Origin of the sequence: Paucibacter soli, from assembly GCF_037482845.1 — a bacterium.
Taxonomy (GTDB): Bacteria; Pseudomonadota; Gammaproteobacteria; order Burkholderiales; family Burkholderiaceae_C; genus Paucibacter_B; species Paucibacter_B soli.
The window spans coordinates 287,776-303,307 of sequence record NZ_JBBHJW010000007.1 but is presented as its reverse complement, the minus strand read 5'-3'; the positions used below and the strand labels follow the sequence as shown (position 1 = coordinate 303,307).

General features: G+C 59.7%; 13 protein-coding genes. 1 reads left to right on the top strand and 12 read right to left on the bottom strand.

Going from position 1 to position 15,532, the window contains the following annotated elements:
- Positions 1–15: 15 nt before the first annotated feature.
- The 12 genes from wecB to WG898_RS16130 form a co-directional block, all read right to left on the bottom strand.
- Complete coding sequence (gene wecB / locus WG898_RS16185) at positions 16–1,149, bottom strand: non-hydrolyzing UDP-N-acetylglucosamine 2-epimerase (protein ID WP_339603832.1); 1,134 nt, start codon at positions 1,147–1,149, stop codon at positions 16–18.
- A complete protein-coding gene (gene wbjC / locus WG898_RS16180) occupies positions 1,146–2,261 on the bottom strand; it encodes a UDP-2-acetamido-2,6-beta-L-arabino-hexul-4-ose reductase (RefSeq protein WP_339603831.1) in 1,116 nt (371 codons plus the stop codon). The genes wecB and wbjC overlap by 4 nt, the downstream gene beginning before the upstream one ends.
- Positions 2,262–2,265: 4 nt before the next feature.
- Positions 2,266–3,300: a polysaccharide biosynthesis protein gene (locus WG898_RS16175; RefSeq protein WP_339603830.1), complete on the bottom strand. Its 1,035-nt coding sequence runs from the start codon at positions 3,298–3,300 to the stop codon at positions 2,266–2,268.
- A gap of 4 nt (positions 3,301–3,304) precedes the next feature.
- A complete protein-coding gene (locus WG898_RS16170; RefSeq protein ID WP_339603829.1) occupies positions 3,305–4,099 on the bottom strand; it encodes an AglZ/HisF2 family acetamidino modification protein in 795 nt (264 codons plus the stop codon).
- 5 nt (positions 4,100–4,104) lie between these two features.
- Positions 4,105–4,719: an imidazole glycerol phosphate synthase subunit HisH gene (gene hisH, locus WG898_RS16165; RefSeq protein WP_339603828.1), complete on the bottom strand. Its 615-nt coding sequence runs from the start codon at positions 4,717–4,719 to the stop codon at positions 4,105–4,107.
- Entirely contained in the window at positions 4,716–5,867 is a 1,152-nt protein-coding gene (locus WG898_RS16160) for an N-acetyl sugar amidotransferase (RefSeq protein WP_339603827.1), read from the bottom strand. Before WG898_RS16160 ends, hisH begins: the two co-directional genes overlap by 4 nt.
- A gap of 26 nt (positions 5,868–5,893) precedes the next feature.
- Positions 5,894–6,955: an acyltransferase family protein gene (locus WG898_RS16155; protein WP_339603826.1), complete on the bottom strand. Its 1,062-nt coding sequence runs from the start codon at positions 6,953–6,955 to the stop codon at positions 5,894–5,896.
- Between the two features lie 88 nt (positions 6,956–7,043).
- A complete protein-coding gene (locus WG898_RS16150) occupies positions 7,044–8,306 on the bottom strand; it encodes a glycosyltransferase family 4 protein (protein ID WP_339603825.1) in 1,263 nt (420 codons plus the stop codon).
- 13 nt (positions 8,307–8,319) lie between these two features.
- Positions 8,320–9,534 (bottom strand): O-antigen ligase family protein, encoded by a 1,215-nt coding sequence (locus WG898_RS16145; RefSeq protein WP_339603824.1) that lies wholly within the window; start codon positions 9,532–9,534, stop codon positions 8,320–8,322.
- Positions 9,534–10,922: a lipopolysaccharide biosynthesis protein gene (locus WG898_RS16140; protein WP_339603823.1), complete on the bottom strand. Its 1,389-nt coding sequence runs from the start codon at positions 10,920–10,922 to the stop codon at positions 9,534–9,536. The genes WG898_RS16145 and WG898_RS16140 overlap by 1 nt, the downstream gene beginning before the upstream one ends.
- A gap of 147 nt (positions 10,923–11,069) precedes the next feature.
- Entirely contained in the window at positions 11,070–12,194 is a 1,125-nt protein-coding gene (locus WG898_RS16135; RefSeq protein ID WP_339603822.1) for a GNVR domain-containing protein, read from the bottom strand.
- 11 nt (positions 12,195–12,205) lie between these two features.
- The gene (locus WG898_RS16130) at positions 12,206–14,158 is read right to left on the bottom strand and encodes an SLBB domain-containing protein (protein ID WP_339603821.1); all 1,953 of its coding nucleotides are present in this window, start codon (positions 14,156–14,158) and stop codon (positions 12,206–12,208) included.
- A gap of 205 nt (positions 14,159–14,363) precedes the next feature.
- Here WG898_RS16130 and WG898_RS16125 point away from each other — a divergent pair, with 205 nt between their 5' ends.
- Positions 14,364–15,491, top strand: coding sequence for an MraY family glycosyltransferase (locus WG898_RS16125; RefSeq protein ID WP_444718959.1), 1,128 nt, complete (start codon positions 14,364–14,366; stop codon positions 15,489–15,491).
- The last annotated feature ends 41 nt before the right edge of the window (positions 15,492–15,532 follow it).

The following is a 15,532-nucleotide window of genomic DNA, read 5'->3' as shown; positions in this document are numbered from 1 at the left end:
GCAAGACCCGGCCCCTCAGTCGTACTTGCGCCAGACCACGCGGTTCACGTAGTCGGTGTAGCTGTGGATGATGCGCACGACCTTGTCCGAGACATTGGGCATGCTGTAGTCGGCCACCAGGCGGAGGCTGCGCTGCTCGCCGCGCTGCTGGCTTTGCAGAAGGCCAAGACCCTGGCGCACGCGATCGACACTGAGGCCAACCATCATTACCGCCGCTTCCTCCATGCCCTCGGGGCGCTCGTGCGCTTCACGGAGATTAAGCGCCGGGAAGTTGAGGATGGAAGATTCCTCGTTGATGGTGCCGCTGTCTGACAGTACGGCGCGCGAAGACATCTGCAGGCGTACATAGTCCAGGAAGCCCAGCGGTTTCAGCAACCGGATGATGGCGTGGAACTTGATGCCTTCAGCGTCGATACGTTTCTGGGTGCGCGGATGGGTCGAGACGATGACCGGCAGGCCATGATCCTCGGCCATGGCATTGAGCACCGCCACCAGCTTGGCAAAGGTCTTCGGCGCTTCGATGTTCTCTTCGCGGTGGGCGCTGACCACGAAGTACTGCTGCTCCTGCAGTTGCAGACGTTGCAGCACGTCGGAGGCGTCGATACCCGGGCGGTAGTGGTTCAGCACCTCGAACATCGGGCTGCCGGTCTTGATCACCTGATCCGGCGCCATGCCCTCGCGCAACAGGTACTCGCGGGCGATGCTGCTGTAGGTGAGGTTGACGTCGGCGGTATGGTCGACGATGCGGCGGTTGGTTTCCTCGGGCACACGCTGGTCGAAACAGCGATTGCCGGCCTCCATGTGGAAGATCGGAACCTTGCGGCGCTTGGCGGCGATCACCGCCAGGCAGCTGTTGGTGTCGCCCAGCACCAGCATGGCCTCAGGCCGCTCCTGCTCGAGCACCTGGTCGATGCCGGCGATGATGTTGCCTATCGTCTGCGCCGCACCACCGACGGCAGCGTTGAGGAAGTGCGCGGGCTTGCGCACGCCCAGGTCGTCAAAGAAGACCTGATTCAACTCGTAATCGTAGTTTTGGCCGGTGTGCACCAGCACATGCTCGCAATGTTCGTCGAGCTGCGCCATCACGCGCGAGAGTCGGATGATTTCGGGGCGTGTGCCGACAACGGTCAGCACCTTGAGTTTTCTCATACTGAATTGACCTTCATGCCGATGGTGTCCGGGCGGGTGCGGTCGAAGACCTCGTTGGCCCAGAGCATGACGATCAACTCGTCGTCACCGACGTTGGTGATGTTATGGGTCCAGCCGGGAATGGTTTCAACGATGCGAGCCTCGCCGCCGCGCGTGATCAGGTCGTGGGTCTCGCCGCTGTCGATGTGCCGGAAACCGAAATGCGCCGTGCCCTTGATGACCAAGAACTTTTCGGTCTTGGTGTGGTGGTAATGCTCGCCGCGGGTGACGCCTGGGCCAGCGGTGAAGTAGGAGAACTGACCGCCGTCCGGTGTCTTGAGCATCTCGACGAACACGCCACGCGGATCGGCGTGGCGGGGCACGTCGTAAGCGAAGTCCTCGGTCGGCAGGTAGCTCACGTAGGTGGCGTATAGCGCGCGCTTGAGTCCGGTGCCGACGCGATCAATCATCAGACTGGTCCGCGTGGCCTTGAAGCCGCGCAGGGTCTCTGCCAGTTCACCAACGGTGGTCTCGTAGCTGGGGTTCACATCGACAAAGCCGCCGGGCACCTGCGGATTGTCCAGCAGGCCCAGGAATTGGTCGATCACGTCGTCGATGTAGACCAGGCGCAGCGCCGCGCAGGGATCGTTGATGGTGACCGGCAGGTCGCGCGCGATGTTGTGGCAGAAGGTGGCCACCACCGAGTTGTAGTTGGGCCGACACCACTTGCCGAACACATTGGTCAGGCGGTAGATGTACACAGGCACGCGGCACTGGCGGCTGTAGTGCAGCAGTGCGTTTTCCGCGGCACGTTTGCTCTGACCATAGCTGTTCTCCAACGCCGCTTGGGTCGAAGAGGCGAAGGCAATCGCTGGCGGCTTGGGCAGGGTGCCGAGGATGGCGACGACGCGCAGGCTGAAGTCTGCATTGCCGTCGTCGAACTCGCCCGGGTCCTTGGGTCGGTTGACGCCGGCCAGGTGAAACACGAAGTCCAGGCCCTGCAGTTGCTCGATCAGTTCGCGGTCGTTGGCCTGGTGCGAGATCAGACGCACGTCGGTGTGGCCAAGTTCTTTCAAGCGCCAGTGCAAATTGCGGCCGACAAAACCCGAGGCGCCGGTAATGGCAATACGCATGCGTTCAGTCCTCCGCGGTAGCGGCTTCGCCACGGGCGACACGCTGCATGAAGGCGAGCTTGAGCAGCAAGGCCCTCATGCCCTCGACGTCCAGGCGGGTGGTGTTGTGCGAGGTGTAGTCTTCATATTCGCTGATGCGCGACTCGCCCTCTTCCACGAACTTGCCGTAATTGAGGTCGCGGCCATCCGGCGGCACGCGGTAGTAATCGCCCAGGTCCTCGGCAGCCGCGCGTTCCTCGCGGCTGAGCAGCGCCTCGTAGAGCTTTTCGCCATGGCGCGTGCCGATGACTCGCACCTCATGCCTGGGCAGGTCCATCAGTGATAGCAGGGCTTGGGTCAGCACGGACACCGTCGCGGCCGGTGCCTTCTGGACGAAGATGTCGCCATTGCTGCCATGCTCGAAGGCGTACATCACCAGCTCCACTGCATCGTCCAGCGTCATCATGAAGCGGGTCATGGCCGGGTCGGTGATGGTGATGGGTTTGCCGGCCCGTACCTGGTCCACGAACAAGGGGATCACTGAGCCGCGCGAAGCCATCACATTGCCGTAGCGGGTGCCGCAGATGACCGTGCCGGTGCCCTCCAGATTGCGCGAGGCGGCCACCATAACCTTTTCCATCATGGCCTTGGAGATGCCCATCGCATTGATCGGGTAGACGGCCTTGTCGGTGCTCAGGCACACCACCCGCTTCGCGCCAGCGGCGATGGCCGCCTCCAACACGTTCTCGGTGCCCAGCACATTGGTGCGCACAGCTTCCATCGGATGAAACTCGCAGGAGGGCACCTGCTTCAGGGCAGCCGCGTGGAAGCAGTAGTCGACGCCGCGCATCGCGGCGGCCACGCTGCGGGCGTCGCGTACATCGGCGATGTAGAATTTCAGCTTGGGATTGGCATAGCGCTTGCGCATGTCATCCTGCTTTTTCTCGTCGCGGCTGAGGATGCGAATCTCCTTCAGCTCGGAGTCGAGGAAGCGGCGCAGCACCGCATTGCCGAAGGAGCCGGTGCCTCCGGTGATCAGCAGGGTCTTGTTCTTGAACATGGGGTCAGGCCTGGCGGCCGGGCAGGGCGGCGCGGAAGATCTCGTCCTTCTGTGCCGGGGTGGGATAGTTGATCAGCACCGCGCGGTACTGACCCTTGAAGACAAACAGGCTGCCGGCCGCTGCGCCGACCACGCCGCAGGCCCGAATCAGCGCTTCGATATCGGCCGGCGAACCGGCGCCTCCGAGTACCGTCATGGGGATGCGCAAGGCCTGACGCATCTGTTGGGCCAACTCGATGTCGTAGCCCTTCATGTCACCGTCGCGGTCGATCGAATTGATGACGATCTCGCCGGCACCGGCTTCCTGCAGCTGCCGGGCAAAGGCCAACGGGTCCCGCTTGTGGGCGGTGCGGGCGTTGTGGGTGCACAGCTCATAACCCTTGGCGAACAGCCCGGCCTTCTTGCGCACGTCGAGCACGGCCACCACGCTCTGCCGGCCAATCGCCTCGGCCATGCGGGTCAGCAGTGAGGGATCGGCCACCGCAGCGGCGCTCACAGAAACCTTCTCGACGCCCAGGTCGATGATGCGGGCGGCCTGCTCGGCATTGGTGACACCGCCGCCATAGCACAGCGGCATGCGGCACTCGGCCGCGAGCTTGGCAATCAGCGCGTAATTGGGCTCGGCGCGATTCACGCTGGCATCGATGTCGAGCACCATCAGCTCGTCGGACTCCTTCTCGTTGAAGATCTTGACCGCGTTGATCGGGTCGCCCACGTACTTGGGCGACTTGAAGGCCTGGGTCTTGACCAGGCCGCCCTTGTGCACGAGCAGACAGGGAATGATGCGGGGGCGCAGCATGTTGTTTACGGTTCCGCGAAGTTCTTCAGCAACTGTGCACCGAAGTGATGGCTTTTCTCGGGGTGGCACTGCACGCCATGGATATGGCCGTTGGACACCACGCAATCGAAGTCATGGCCGTAATCGGCCGTGGCGGCAACATGTTCGGGATTCTCGCAGGCGAAGTAGTAGGAGTGCAGGAAGTAAAAGCGTGGCTCGGGTTCGAAATCCTTGAACAGCTTGTTGCCCGGTTTGATGCGCAGATCGTTCCAGCCCATGTGTGGCATGGGCAGTTCCCTGGACTTGGGGTGGCTGTCGAAAGAGCGCACCCGCCCCGGCACCCAGTTCAGGCCCGGCAACTCACCCTCGTCGCTGCCAGTGGCCAGCATCTGCATACCCACGCAGATGCCCAGCACCGGTACCTGCTGGCCCAGCACCATTTCTTCCAGGCAGGGCCGCATGCCGGACTGGTTGAGCAGGTGCATGGCCTGATCGAAGGCGCCGACGCCAGGCAGTATCAGGCGCGTGGCGCCCTCCAGTTCTGCGGCACTGCGCGCACGCGTGGCCGGCAGATCCAGGCGCTTGAACATGGTCATGAAGGCCTGGATGTTGCCGACGCCATAGTCGACGATGCGAATCATCGGAAGTACCTTTTCTCCAGGCCCAGCCACCGAAAGAGGTTGGTGCCGAAGCCAATCATCCAGCGCTTGTTGCGATAGTCGCGGTAGGTCTTGTTCTCGCCCTCGAAAATGTGGTGCAACTCGGCAACGCTGAGGTCCAGCTTGTGCGCCACGTATTCGAATTCCTGCCTCAGGAAGTGCTCGTCCATTTCGGGCCTGGTAAGCCGCTCTAGCGCGGCTTCGCGCGTCATCTGGCCGGTCATGATCAGGCTGGAGAAATGGGCACGGCGCTTGTGGAAGCCGAACTTGCGCGGCAGCCAGTAGTCCTCGTAGAAGCGGGTGAAGCGCGATTCGTGATGCTTGTGCTGGAAACGCTGCCAGCCGAAGCGCCGCTCCAACTCATCCTCGGCCTCCTTCTTGACGAAGGGCACCAGGTTGAGCGGGTGGTGCACCGTCATTCCGAGGATCTTCTGGTAGTACAGCTTGTAGACCAGGATGTCGGTCAGCGGGAAGCTTTCCAGCGGGCGCTGGCCGAAGCGGCGGTGGATATCGCCGAACAGCAGCTTGTCGATGCCCAGATAGCCGCCCCATTCCTCGGGCTCGCGGCAGCATTCGGTCGAGAAGTTCGAACCGGTGATCACATGCTTGACGCCGTGCTGGCGGGCGAACTTGTAGAGCGAGGAGAAGAACGAGGCGTCCTGCGGCAGGTCCTGGTCTGGAATGCCGGCGCGCAGGAAGGCGACCTGCAGATCCTTCATCTCTTCCCAGTTGACCACTTCGGTGAACAGTTCCAGGCCGAGCCCGTCCACCAGCTTCTCAATATTGCCGACGGCCTGGTCGGTGTTCCAGCCGGCGTCGACATGGAAGAGCAGGGGGCGCAGGCCCATCTTCTCCTTGGCCACGTAGGCGGCGTAGGAGCTGTCGAGACCACCGGAGAGACCGATGATGCAGTCGAAATCACGGCCCTGGCCGGCGGCTCTGATGCGGTCGGCCAGCTGCAGCAGTTCGGCTTGGCCCTTGGCGCCAGTGTCCCAGTTCGGGCGAATCGTGGCCTCGAAGTTGCAGCAGAAATCACACCAACCCCGCTCGTCGAAACGGATGTTCGGGTCGCTGGTATCCATGACGCAGTGGCTACAGATCTGGTACGGACGCTTGATTGACTTGGTCACGGGAAAGGCTCTTTCGATTCTATAAGTCAGTAGTTGCGCAGCGCCAGCTTCTTCAGGCGAAGTGCCGGGCGCTCGATCAGGCGCCAGGAGGCCAAGGCCAAGGCCACAGTGATCGTGCAGGCGGCGACAACGGTCCACGGTGTTCCCACCTTGTCGTGAAAGACCAGCAGGTTGATCACCGGCATGTGGTAAATGTAGACGCCGTAGGAAATGTCGTTCCGGCCCAGGAGGTGCTCGGACAATTCTGGTCGCGCATAGGCCAAGCGGAACATGAGCATGGCTAACAGCAGGTAGGAGAAAGGATTGACCTCGTTGCCGGTGACTTGCCATCCCAACAGGCGCCCGACCACACCCGCAGCGGCATAGGCCATCAGCAAGACGAATGGATGAAGTCGAAGCAGCCGTAGCTGCCAGTCGCGGCGTGTCGACAACCAGGCGCCAAGGACGAACATATAGAACCAGGGCGGAAAACTGACCGAGAACAGTTTGGCCCCAAAGCCTGCCGTCCAGTGCGACATTACCAGATTGGCAATTGCTCCGAGGACCAGGACCAGGATCCAGCACCAAGCCTGGCGCATCGTCAGCCATGCCAGCAACGGCGTAAGCACATAGAACTGCAATTCGACCGCGACGGTCCACAGGCTGCCATTGAGTACACCGACGCCAAAACCGCGCAAAAGCTCGGCGTTGTATATCTGCAGGACGGTGAGCTGGGCGCCCACCCAGAGCAGGAAAGACCGCGAACTCAGCGTCGACCATGAGAGATAGCCGGTGAACATCACCAGCGCGACCGATACGACGAAGCAGACGATAAGGGCAGGATAGATGCGCAAGAGCCGGTTGATCGCGAACTGGCCCAGGCTGCGGCTGTGGCTGTATGACTGATAGATCAGGAAGCCGCTGATGAAGAAGAAGATGGGCACGCCGGGAAATAATCCCAACAATTCCGTCCACTGGCTGGCGAAGCCCATGTGCACCAAAGCATGTTTGATGGCAACTTGCAACGCGGCCATCAGTCGTATGAGATCGAAATTGTTTGCGGTTGGCACAAGCTTGGTTTGTGTCGGGACGGAGGATTCGGCGCGCATGCTCGGTTCAGTTAATCAGGGAACGATACTGGTCCTGGTGCATTTCTGTGGGCCGCTGGGTGGGCTTGGGGGGATACCGCTTGGCATGCTAGGCGATGGCAGCTCGTGCAATGTCGCTGTACGAGAATTTCTTTAGCCCCTGTTCCATGGCGATTTTCTTCATGCCCCTGTATTTTTCCTTCTCAAACAAAACATCATTGATAATCCGTGCTATTTCATCGGCGTCGTCGTCATACAAGAACTCGCAATTCCCGCCAACGTCAACATGTGTGATTCCTTGCCAATACTTGAAAATGCAGGGCGTACCAACGCCGACAGCTTGCTCCCATAGAACCGAGTGCGTGCCGGGAAAAACAACTAGGTCGGAGAGTATGAAATAGTCGAGAATTTCGTCTGAATTCAACCAGCCGACATAGATGACTGAATCAGTGCGCAAAAGGCTATCGAATAGCTCCTGCATCTCAGGTGCGACGGTTCCGAATACAATCAACTTGACGTCTGGTCGGCCTAGTTTGGCCATCGCCTGCATCACCAGATGAATGTTTTTTTGCGCGTCGATCTTGCCGCCCGTCGTGACGATCAGATCTGACTCATCAATACCCAGTGCTTGGCAGCGCTCCGGCCGGATTGATGCCCGATGTTTGTCTTTCAGGACCTCATCGTCAACCCCCATCACAAGCAGTTCAATTTTCTTGGGGTCAATTGCATAGGCGTCCCGCAGGAAATCGCAGCGCAATGGAGTCACCCCATAGAACTTATCCACGAACGGCGCAAGTAGTTTTGCGTAGTATCTCCAAATGATGTGGTGGAAAACATTTTTCGATAGCCAGGTACGTGCGCTGTTGATGTAGTCCGTATGGCAGTCGACATAAATCTTGACTTGTTTGTTTTGTTCTGCATACGCTATAACTTTGCTGATGTCCATGAATGAAAAGTCATGGACAAAAATCAAGTCTGGCTTTTCATTCGCCAGCAGACTAGCAAGGCCCTTGTAGGATCGAATGAACCTATTTAGCCTGTAAAACGGCTTTTTATAATCCACTCGAATTACCTTGAAACCATCTTTGGTGATTTTTGTGGATTCTGCGTCGAGCAGACATGGTTTTCCGTTGGAGTCAAAAGAAACCAACGAGGCGATGACGGTTACCTCGTGCCCTTGCAGCGCGTGATACTTCGGCAGCATGTTCTCTTGGTACGAGTAGTCGTCAATGAAAAAATTTGACAAGCAAAGGTGAACAATTTTCATTGAATGGCCGCGTAATGTTGTAAGACGCATCGCATTGCCGGTTCCTCTGAATACGTAGGTCTGCCGGCTTGGGATCGGGTGACGCTGCGCACTGGACTCGGACATATTCCAGTTTTCGTCACACCGATAAGGTCGCCGGTGTAATTGCCTGCGGCGGGCCTGGTGGTGCGCGCCGCTGTTCGATAAGGTGGCGCGCGTAAATGCCTAAGGCTAGGGGGAATAGCTGATGCGTGTAGTGCTTGGCCGTGATTGCAAACAGGGCGGTAAGAAAGACTAGCGAAAAGGCAAGGCGATAAGTTGGGTTGCGAAAACTCAGGCGCTGCAGCAGAAACAGGTCAACTGCCGGTACGGCGATCAACACGACAAAAACTATGAAGCCAAGCAAGCCGAGGTCGACCCAGGCGGATAGGGCATTGTGAATGTGCTCTCCGCGCGCATGGCTTTGAAAGCTCCCAATCCAGGGGCTTCCGGCGATGCTGCGCCAGCCGTCCCTGAGCATTTGGGCTCGCTCATTGGCTGACACATCGTCGCTATAGTCTAGAAATAGCAGCACAGTTCGACTCTCAGGATATAGATCTGCCAGCAGCGGCAGGGATGCAATGCCAATTGCCAGCATTGAGCTGGTCACGAGTAGCGTGATTGCCTTGTGTTTGGAGTCGAGAAATTCAATGGTGGAGAACAGCAATAAAATGCCGATAAATTCGGTGCGTGCACCGTTCAAGAATAATGTGGGGATTCCAAAGAGATAGACGAGAACCCGCTGCCAACGCTGCTGCATGGGAGCCACGACATAGAGCATGACCACGCTGTACACAAAGGCAAAGGCTTGGTAGTTGGCCAGATTCTCGTTGAACCCTTGTAGGTCAAGTGCGGCGACGGCAAATGTCCCTTCGTCTGCATTGAAAGCAATGATGGCCGTCATTAGCACCAGGAACGCAAGCAGCCAGCGCTGAAAGTTTGGATCACCGAGTGGTGCCAGTCGGGCCAGCATGAAGAGGGTCAGGAACTGGAATATAATGCCGAACTGGTCGGCCACAGCATTTCCGCGTGCGCCAATGGCGAATTGCACGGCCAATACGCTGGCATAATAAAAAACAAAACCGGCGTAGACGGTATCCAATGGCAGGCGATGCTCGCGAGATTCCAGCAAGTGCTGCGCATATGCGAAACTCATTGGCAGCAATAGTATTGCCGACATGGCCGTGGAATAACCACCCAGCAAGCCTGGCAGGAATTCTTTGCCGACTAGCGTGTGATAGATGAAGAATCCCGGCAGCAACCAGTAAAAACAGATCCGGACGAGTCTGTCGCGGGTATTGATTGGCGCGCGCATCAGGCTTTCCCGGGGGCAAGTAGGAGGATGCAAAGCGCCAGGATTGCCGCACCGGCGGCCCACAGAAGGGCAACGCCGGCGCCGCGTCTCAGCCCAAGGATCATGCTGCGCCAATCTGCTCGGACAGCAGACATGACGGCGATCAAATAGCCCAGGTAGAAGATTGCGCCGGATACTGCGTAAGCCTCGGAAACAAGCAATGCATGCCATCTCCAGGTGCCCCAGACCATGGCGACTCGGAACGCGAAGCCGCCACTTTGCAATAGCAATGCGGCGCGCAGATGGCCGGTGACATGCAAGCCCAAGCCGACCGGTACGGCGAGAAACTGCAGCAGGAACCAGGGCGTCATCCACAGTACCAGTACGCCTGCGCGTTGCCAGTCTGAGCCAAGTACCTGGCCGAACAGAAGCGGGGCAAGAATGCCTGTGGCGAGCATTGGGCCTGCCCCAGCTTTGAACAATCCGCTGAAGATTTCAACCGTAAATGGTCCCAGATGGCCTTGGCGATATTCGGTGGGCGCGCGCGACAAATAGACTTGGCCAATGGCTGTGCCGATCAGCGACATTGGAGCCTGTGCCACATACATGGCCATCATCAGGTAGCCAGCTTCGGAAGGTGTGGCCAATGCGGCTATCATGATCACTGGCACCTGTATCGCGGCACTATTGGCCAATGACTCGATGGTGGAGAACAGAGGGAAGCGTCGGTACTCAAGGGCGAGCGTTCCAATCCGAGACCATGACATTGACGGCAATGCCCGCAACAGCGCACCGCCCAGTCCAAGGCAGGCAATGCCTGTGTTCATTACGTAGCCCAGAAGCAGGCCGAGCGGATGCATGCCTGCCCATCCCAGACCGACTTGGGTCGCCGCACTTCCGGCAGATTGAGCAATCCGTGTGCGCGCCAACAGCGTAAAATGTTTCCCTCGCACGTGCCAAAACTGTAGTGCGCTATAGGCACCGGCCAGGAGCAGTCCTAGTGGCGCCAACCAGAGGTAGGGGCCCAACTGAGGTTGACCCAGCAGGCCCAGCAACCATTGCGGAACCAAGGCGACCAGCAGACCCAGTACGAGGCTAAGGCCGGTGCAGCACAGCATGGACAGGACAAGCAGGTGCAGAGCGTCCTGATCCGTTTGAGGCAGTGGAATCGCCAACTCGTAGCGCAAGCAAGCTGCAATCGAAATGATGCCCAGGAAGCTGGAGAACACTGCCAATAGACCGAATTCAGCGGGGCTATAAAGCCTGGACAGCACTGGCAGCGCAGCGGCCGTAAGTCCATGCGCCAGGGCAGTACCGCTTACCAACACCAACACTGCGCGCAAAAACGCGCCGCGTGCAGGGGGAGGGGGGGCGGCAGTCATGAGCTGGGGTGAAAGGCTGGTGTTCACGAATCGTTCAGAGGCCTGCCGGTGCACTGCTGCCAGTACGAAACGGATCTTGCGACCCTTTGGGCTTTGATAGGACCTGTGTCATGAGCTCAAACGAAGGCTTGCAGCGTCGGGCCCTAGCTAAATGCTGACCCACCCTGCTCAATATCAGTCGACGCGTGTGCCCAAGCGGCGACGGCGCGCCAGCAGAACTCCAGTGTGAATGCAGATGCCGAGGAAAGTCAGGCCGGCCGCCGCTAGCATCAGCATGCTGCGCTTCGGCTTGGACTTGCGCTCTGGCACCTGGGCGGCGTCAATTAGCTGCAGTTGGCCGCCGTCGCGGCTTTCATCGACTTTGGCAAGTTCGTACTGGCGTGCGAGCAGGTCAAACAGCGCCTCGTGGTACTTGAAGTCGCGATAGGCGCCTAGATAGCCAGACTGGGCGTTGGAGGATTCAGCACGCCCCTGCCGTTCCATTTCAGTACGCAGACCACTCACGATGGCGAGCTGCTGTTGTACTTCGGCTGTCTGGTCCGAAAGGCTACGTCGCAGGGCTTGCAGGCGTATGTCGGCGGTGGTGGCTTCAGCCTTGAGTTTCGCGAAGGATTCCGCTGTTGCCTTGGGCTCCGCGCGAATGGCTCCCGCCGAAATGCCGCTGCCTTGCAACGCTGTCTGGGCTGCTTCGAGTTTTTCGCGCGCGGTATTAAGCTGGCCTTCAAAGAAGGCGCGTCGCTGCTGAGCCTCGGTCAGGGCTAAGCCCGCGGTCAGCCGGCGCAACTCCTCCACGTAAGCTGCAGCCATCTCAGCAGCCCGCTTGGGGTCGTGGTCATCGACCTCGAGTGTGATCAGCCCATCCTTCTTGCCGAGGCTGGTCCTGGTGTTCTGTGCCAATTCCAGCAGCGCGTCATGCCGCAGCTTGGTGTCATAGATTTGCTTCAGATCGAAGCGGTCCACCATGCGGTCGGCAACGGTGCGGCTTTGCAAGAACGCGAGGTATTGATCGCCACTGCTCTTAACGCCGCCGCCGGCAATGCCGGCGAGCGCTCCTAGCGACGCAAGTGCGCCCGCCGCGGCGCCCTGCTGCTGTTGCGGTGGCAAGAAACTGGTACGAGCCGTAAAGGTGGGGCTGATCAAGTAGCTCCCCCCGAGTGTCAGCACACTGGCCAAGACCGGAGCACCAGCCGCTAGCCGCCATCGTTGCCGAATGGCGGCGGCGAAATCCCCCAAAGTGATCTCGTCAGAGCGAGTCGCGGACACGCCTACGGCGTTGTTGTAGTGAATGGCTTCTGTCATGCGGGGCGGCCTCAGTTCTTAATCGTCTTCAGGGCCGCGGCACCCAGGCCGAACTGGTACAGGATCTGTGTCCATTCCTTCGCCTCTTGGGCAAATGAGGTCTTGTTCAGCTCTTCAGGCACAAAGATGGTGTCGCCCGGCTCTGCCGCGATGCCATCCAATGCACCTCCAGCCATGAACCAGCCCGACTTCTGCCGCGAACTGATCACGCTGCCGTTGGCACGAAGTACGAAGACACTGTTCGTGTCGGCACCGCGCGTGGGGCCTCCGGCTAGCTTCAGGTAATCCGTGACCGTGCCACCATTGCCAAAAAGATAGCTACCACCATTGAACACGCTGCCGAAAACGCCGACGGTGGTTGGGCGGGCCGGGATCAACAGGCGATCACCATCTTCAAGGGCCAGGTCCGGCAATGTTGTGGCGCTGGGCGCCAACTGCAGCACGATGCGGCCTGAGGGACGCACGCTGCGCAGTCTCTCGATCAATTTGTCGGTGCTGACGGCTCGCGCCGCCTGGGCGTTAGCTTCGTCGCCGGTGCTGGCCTTTTGCGTGGTGGCGTTGCGTGTGAATTCGGTCTCAAGGTCGCGCAATGCACGGTCGTAATTGGCCTCCTGCACTGAACGTACGCTGTCGCGATTGAATTCGGTGCCGAAAATGAATGCTCCGCTTGTCAATCCGCCGGCTGCCTTGATTGCATCGCCCATGGTGCTGTTGGGCGGCAGGATGTAATCACCCGGTCTGTGCACCTCGCCCTCGACACGCACGCGCTTGTTCTGGCGATGCTGTGGGAGGGTAGCGCTGATGGCGCTGACCGCTCGCAAAACGTCGCCAGCGCGCGGGTGCTGGCTGCCTTGTTGCGGCAGCGCCAGTTCGGCGATGCGTGTCGCGGTGCGCTGCTCCAGGCGTTCAATCAAGATGCGGCTTCGATCTGCCACAGCGGTAAAGCCACCAGCCATGTTCAGCAAGTCGTGGATTGTTTCCTTCTCCGTGATTTCGAAGATCCCGATGTTGTTGACGCTGCCAGTCATGGCGACCTGGCTGCCGATCGGTCCGATGTGTATGACATCGCCTGCCTGCAGCACTCGGTCAGCGCTCTTGTCGCCGCGAAGCAGCAGGTCGTACAGGTCGAGCTGGCTCAGCAGCTTTCCGCCCCGGCGCAGTTCGATTTGGCGAAAGCTTCCTGCGGCGGTGGGGCCGCCTGCCTGCATCACGGCGTTGACGAGCGTCGATAGGCTGCTGACCGTGTAGGCGCCTGGGCGCTGGACGAAGCCCGTCATGTAGACGCGGATGCTTCGCAGGCGCCCCAGCGAGGCACTGAGCTTGAAATTGCGAAATACCTGGGCAACTCGCTGCTCTACGGCAGCCGTCAGATCGGCATAGCGCAGTCCGGCAACCATGATCGGGCCGACGCGCGGAATCGCAATACGGCCACCGCGGTCCACAGTGAGCCGCAAATCGGCCTCGACCGAGCCCCAGATGGTCAGCAGAACCTCGTCACCGACGCCGAGCAGGTAGTCCGATGGAATCTGCGATGCGGCCTCATCCGTCATGCTTGCCACGCCGCCGCTGGCCATTAGACTGGCACCGAATCGACGAATTTCCACGTCCCTGCCGACGATGCTCTGAACATACGACTCGAACTCGTTTGGCACTTGGATCACCGTCCCGCGCTCACCATCGGGGCGCGGCTGCAAACTGTCTTCCTTGCGGCCTGGCGACGCGCCACCAGTGCGAGGCGTGAGCCGGATCGGCCCGCCCTCGAGTGTCTGTTTATCCTCATTGATTGGTGAGCCGCCAATCGGGCTTGGCGCGGCCAAAGCCGGGCCAAGCTGCATCCCAGCTATCAGCAGAGCCAATGCGGCGCGGCCCAACCATCCGCAACCGTATGCCGGCCGATGGTCGGCAGGCTCAATGCTGTTGAGCATCGGTCGCTCCGGTGTCTCCCAAATCTCGCTGACTTTCATGCAATCTCGCTGGCTGTATGCATTGTTTAAGCCGTGAATCCCGGCGCTACGCCATGTGGCGCTTGTAGACCGGCGGCATTCTAGCGGCACCGCAAGCGGTGCTTTGCCATCGGTAAGAACGAGTCGCTACACTCGCAGCCTTGCGGAGTGCGGCGGACGGCACTCTTTGATTGCCCTTAGTTTGGCGCACGCGACTCCATCCATGTTGGCCGTATTCGTATCCAGTTTTGCAGTGGCGCTCATCGCAACACTGCTCATCGTGCGTTCATCGCATCTGCACGGCGGCTTGTCTGCTGATCACGATTTTTCAGGCCCGCAGAAATTTCATGCGCGACCGGTTCCGCGAATCGGCGGCATGGGCATCTTCCTGGGCTTTTGTGCGGGGGCGGCTGTGCTTTGCTACAAGCGCCCGGAGTTCAGCGCCAAGGTGGCATGGATGATTGTTTGCTGTCTGCCAGCATTTCTGTCTGGCTTTGTAGAGGATCTGACCAAGCAGGTGAGCCCGCTGCGCAGGCTGCTCGCCACCATGGTGGCGGCTGGTCTTGGCGTGTGGTTGCTCGGAGCGGGCATTGTCCGCACGGAGATTCCGGGATTGGATTGGCTGGCTGCGAGTGCGGTTGGCAGCTTTGTGTTGGCCTTGCTCGTCGTCAGTGGAGTCGCGAACTCCATTAATATCATCGATGGGATGAACGGGCTCGCGTCGATGTGTACCGCCATCATGCTGGCCGGCCTTGCCTATGTGGCGTTGCAGGTCGGCGACCACTTGATCGCGGCGCTGGCCCTCATTGCGATTGGGGCTACGCTCGGGTTTTTTCTTTGGAACTATCCCAACGGCCTGATCTTCCTCGGCGATGGCGGAGCCTACTTCTTGGGTTTTGTACTGGCGGAACTGTCCATCCTGTTGCTAGTGCGCAATGAGGCGGTCTCGCCGATGTTCCCGCTCACGCTGTGTGTCTACCCGGTGTGGGAGACAGTGTTCTCGATGTATCGCCGCCGTTTTGTGCGCGGCAGGCCTATGGGCATGCCGGATGGCATTCATCTGCACAGCCTGATCTACAGGCGCGTAATGCGTTGGGCGATAGGCAGCAGGGATGCGGCGGCGCTGACCCGCCGAAATTCACTGACCGCCCCCTACTTGTGGGTGCTCTGTAGTTTGTCTGTAGTGCCGGCCGCGTTGTGGTGGGATGACACCCCCATGTTGCGCATGCTGCTGGCGAGCTTTGTCGCCAGCTATGTCTTCCTGTACTGGCGCATCGTGCGCTTCAAGGCACCGCGCTGGATGGTTGTGAACTCGGCCGAGGGCAGGCTGGAAGACGGCACCACTTCCAGTTGATGCCGCGGGTCTTGGGGGGCTTGGGGCATTCCGGGGATAAT

Coding starts and splice junctions, on each gene's coding strand:
- wecB (WP_339603832.1), bottom strand. CDS start 1,149: ATGAGAAAACTCAAGGTGCTGACCGTTGTCGGCACACGCCCCGAAATC.
- WG898_RS16150 (WP_339603825.1), bottom strand. CDS start 8,306: ATGTCCGAGTCCAGTGCGCAGCGTCACCCGATCCCAAGCCGGCAGACC.
- WG898_RS16135 (WP_339603822.1), bottom strand. CDS start 12,194: ATGACAGAAGCCATTCACTACAACAACGCCGTAGGCGTGTCCGCGACT.
- WG898_RS16145 (WP_339603824.1), bottom strand. CDS start 9,534: ATGCGCGCGCCAATCAATACCCGCGACAGACTCGTCCGGATCTGTTTT.
- WG898_RS16155 (WP_339603826.1), bottom strand. CDS start 6,955: ATGCGCGCCGAATCCTCCGTCCCGACACAAACCAAGCTTGTGCCAACC.
- hisH (WP_339603828.1), bottom strand. CDS start 4,719: ATGATTCGCATCGTCGACTATGGCGTCGGCAACATCCAGGCCTTCATG.
- WG898_RS16130 (WP_339603821.1), bottom strand. CDS start 14,158: ATGAAAGTCAGCGAGATTTGGGAGACACCGGAGCGACCGATGCTCAAC.
- wbjC (WP_339603831.1), bottom strand. CDS start 2,261: ATGCGTATTGCCATTACCGGCGCCTCGGGTTTTGTCGGCCGCAATTTG.
- WG898_RS16175 (WP_339603830.1), bottom strand. CDS start 3,300: ATGTTCAAGAACAAGACCCTGCTGATCACCGGAGGCACCGGCTCCTTC.
- WG898_RS16170 (WP_339603829.1), bottom strand. CDS start 4,099: ATGCTGCGCCCCCGCATCATTCCCTGTCTGCTCGTGCACAAGGGCGGC.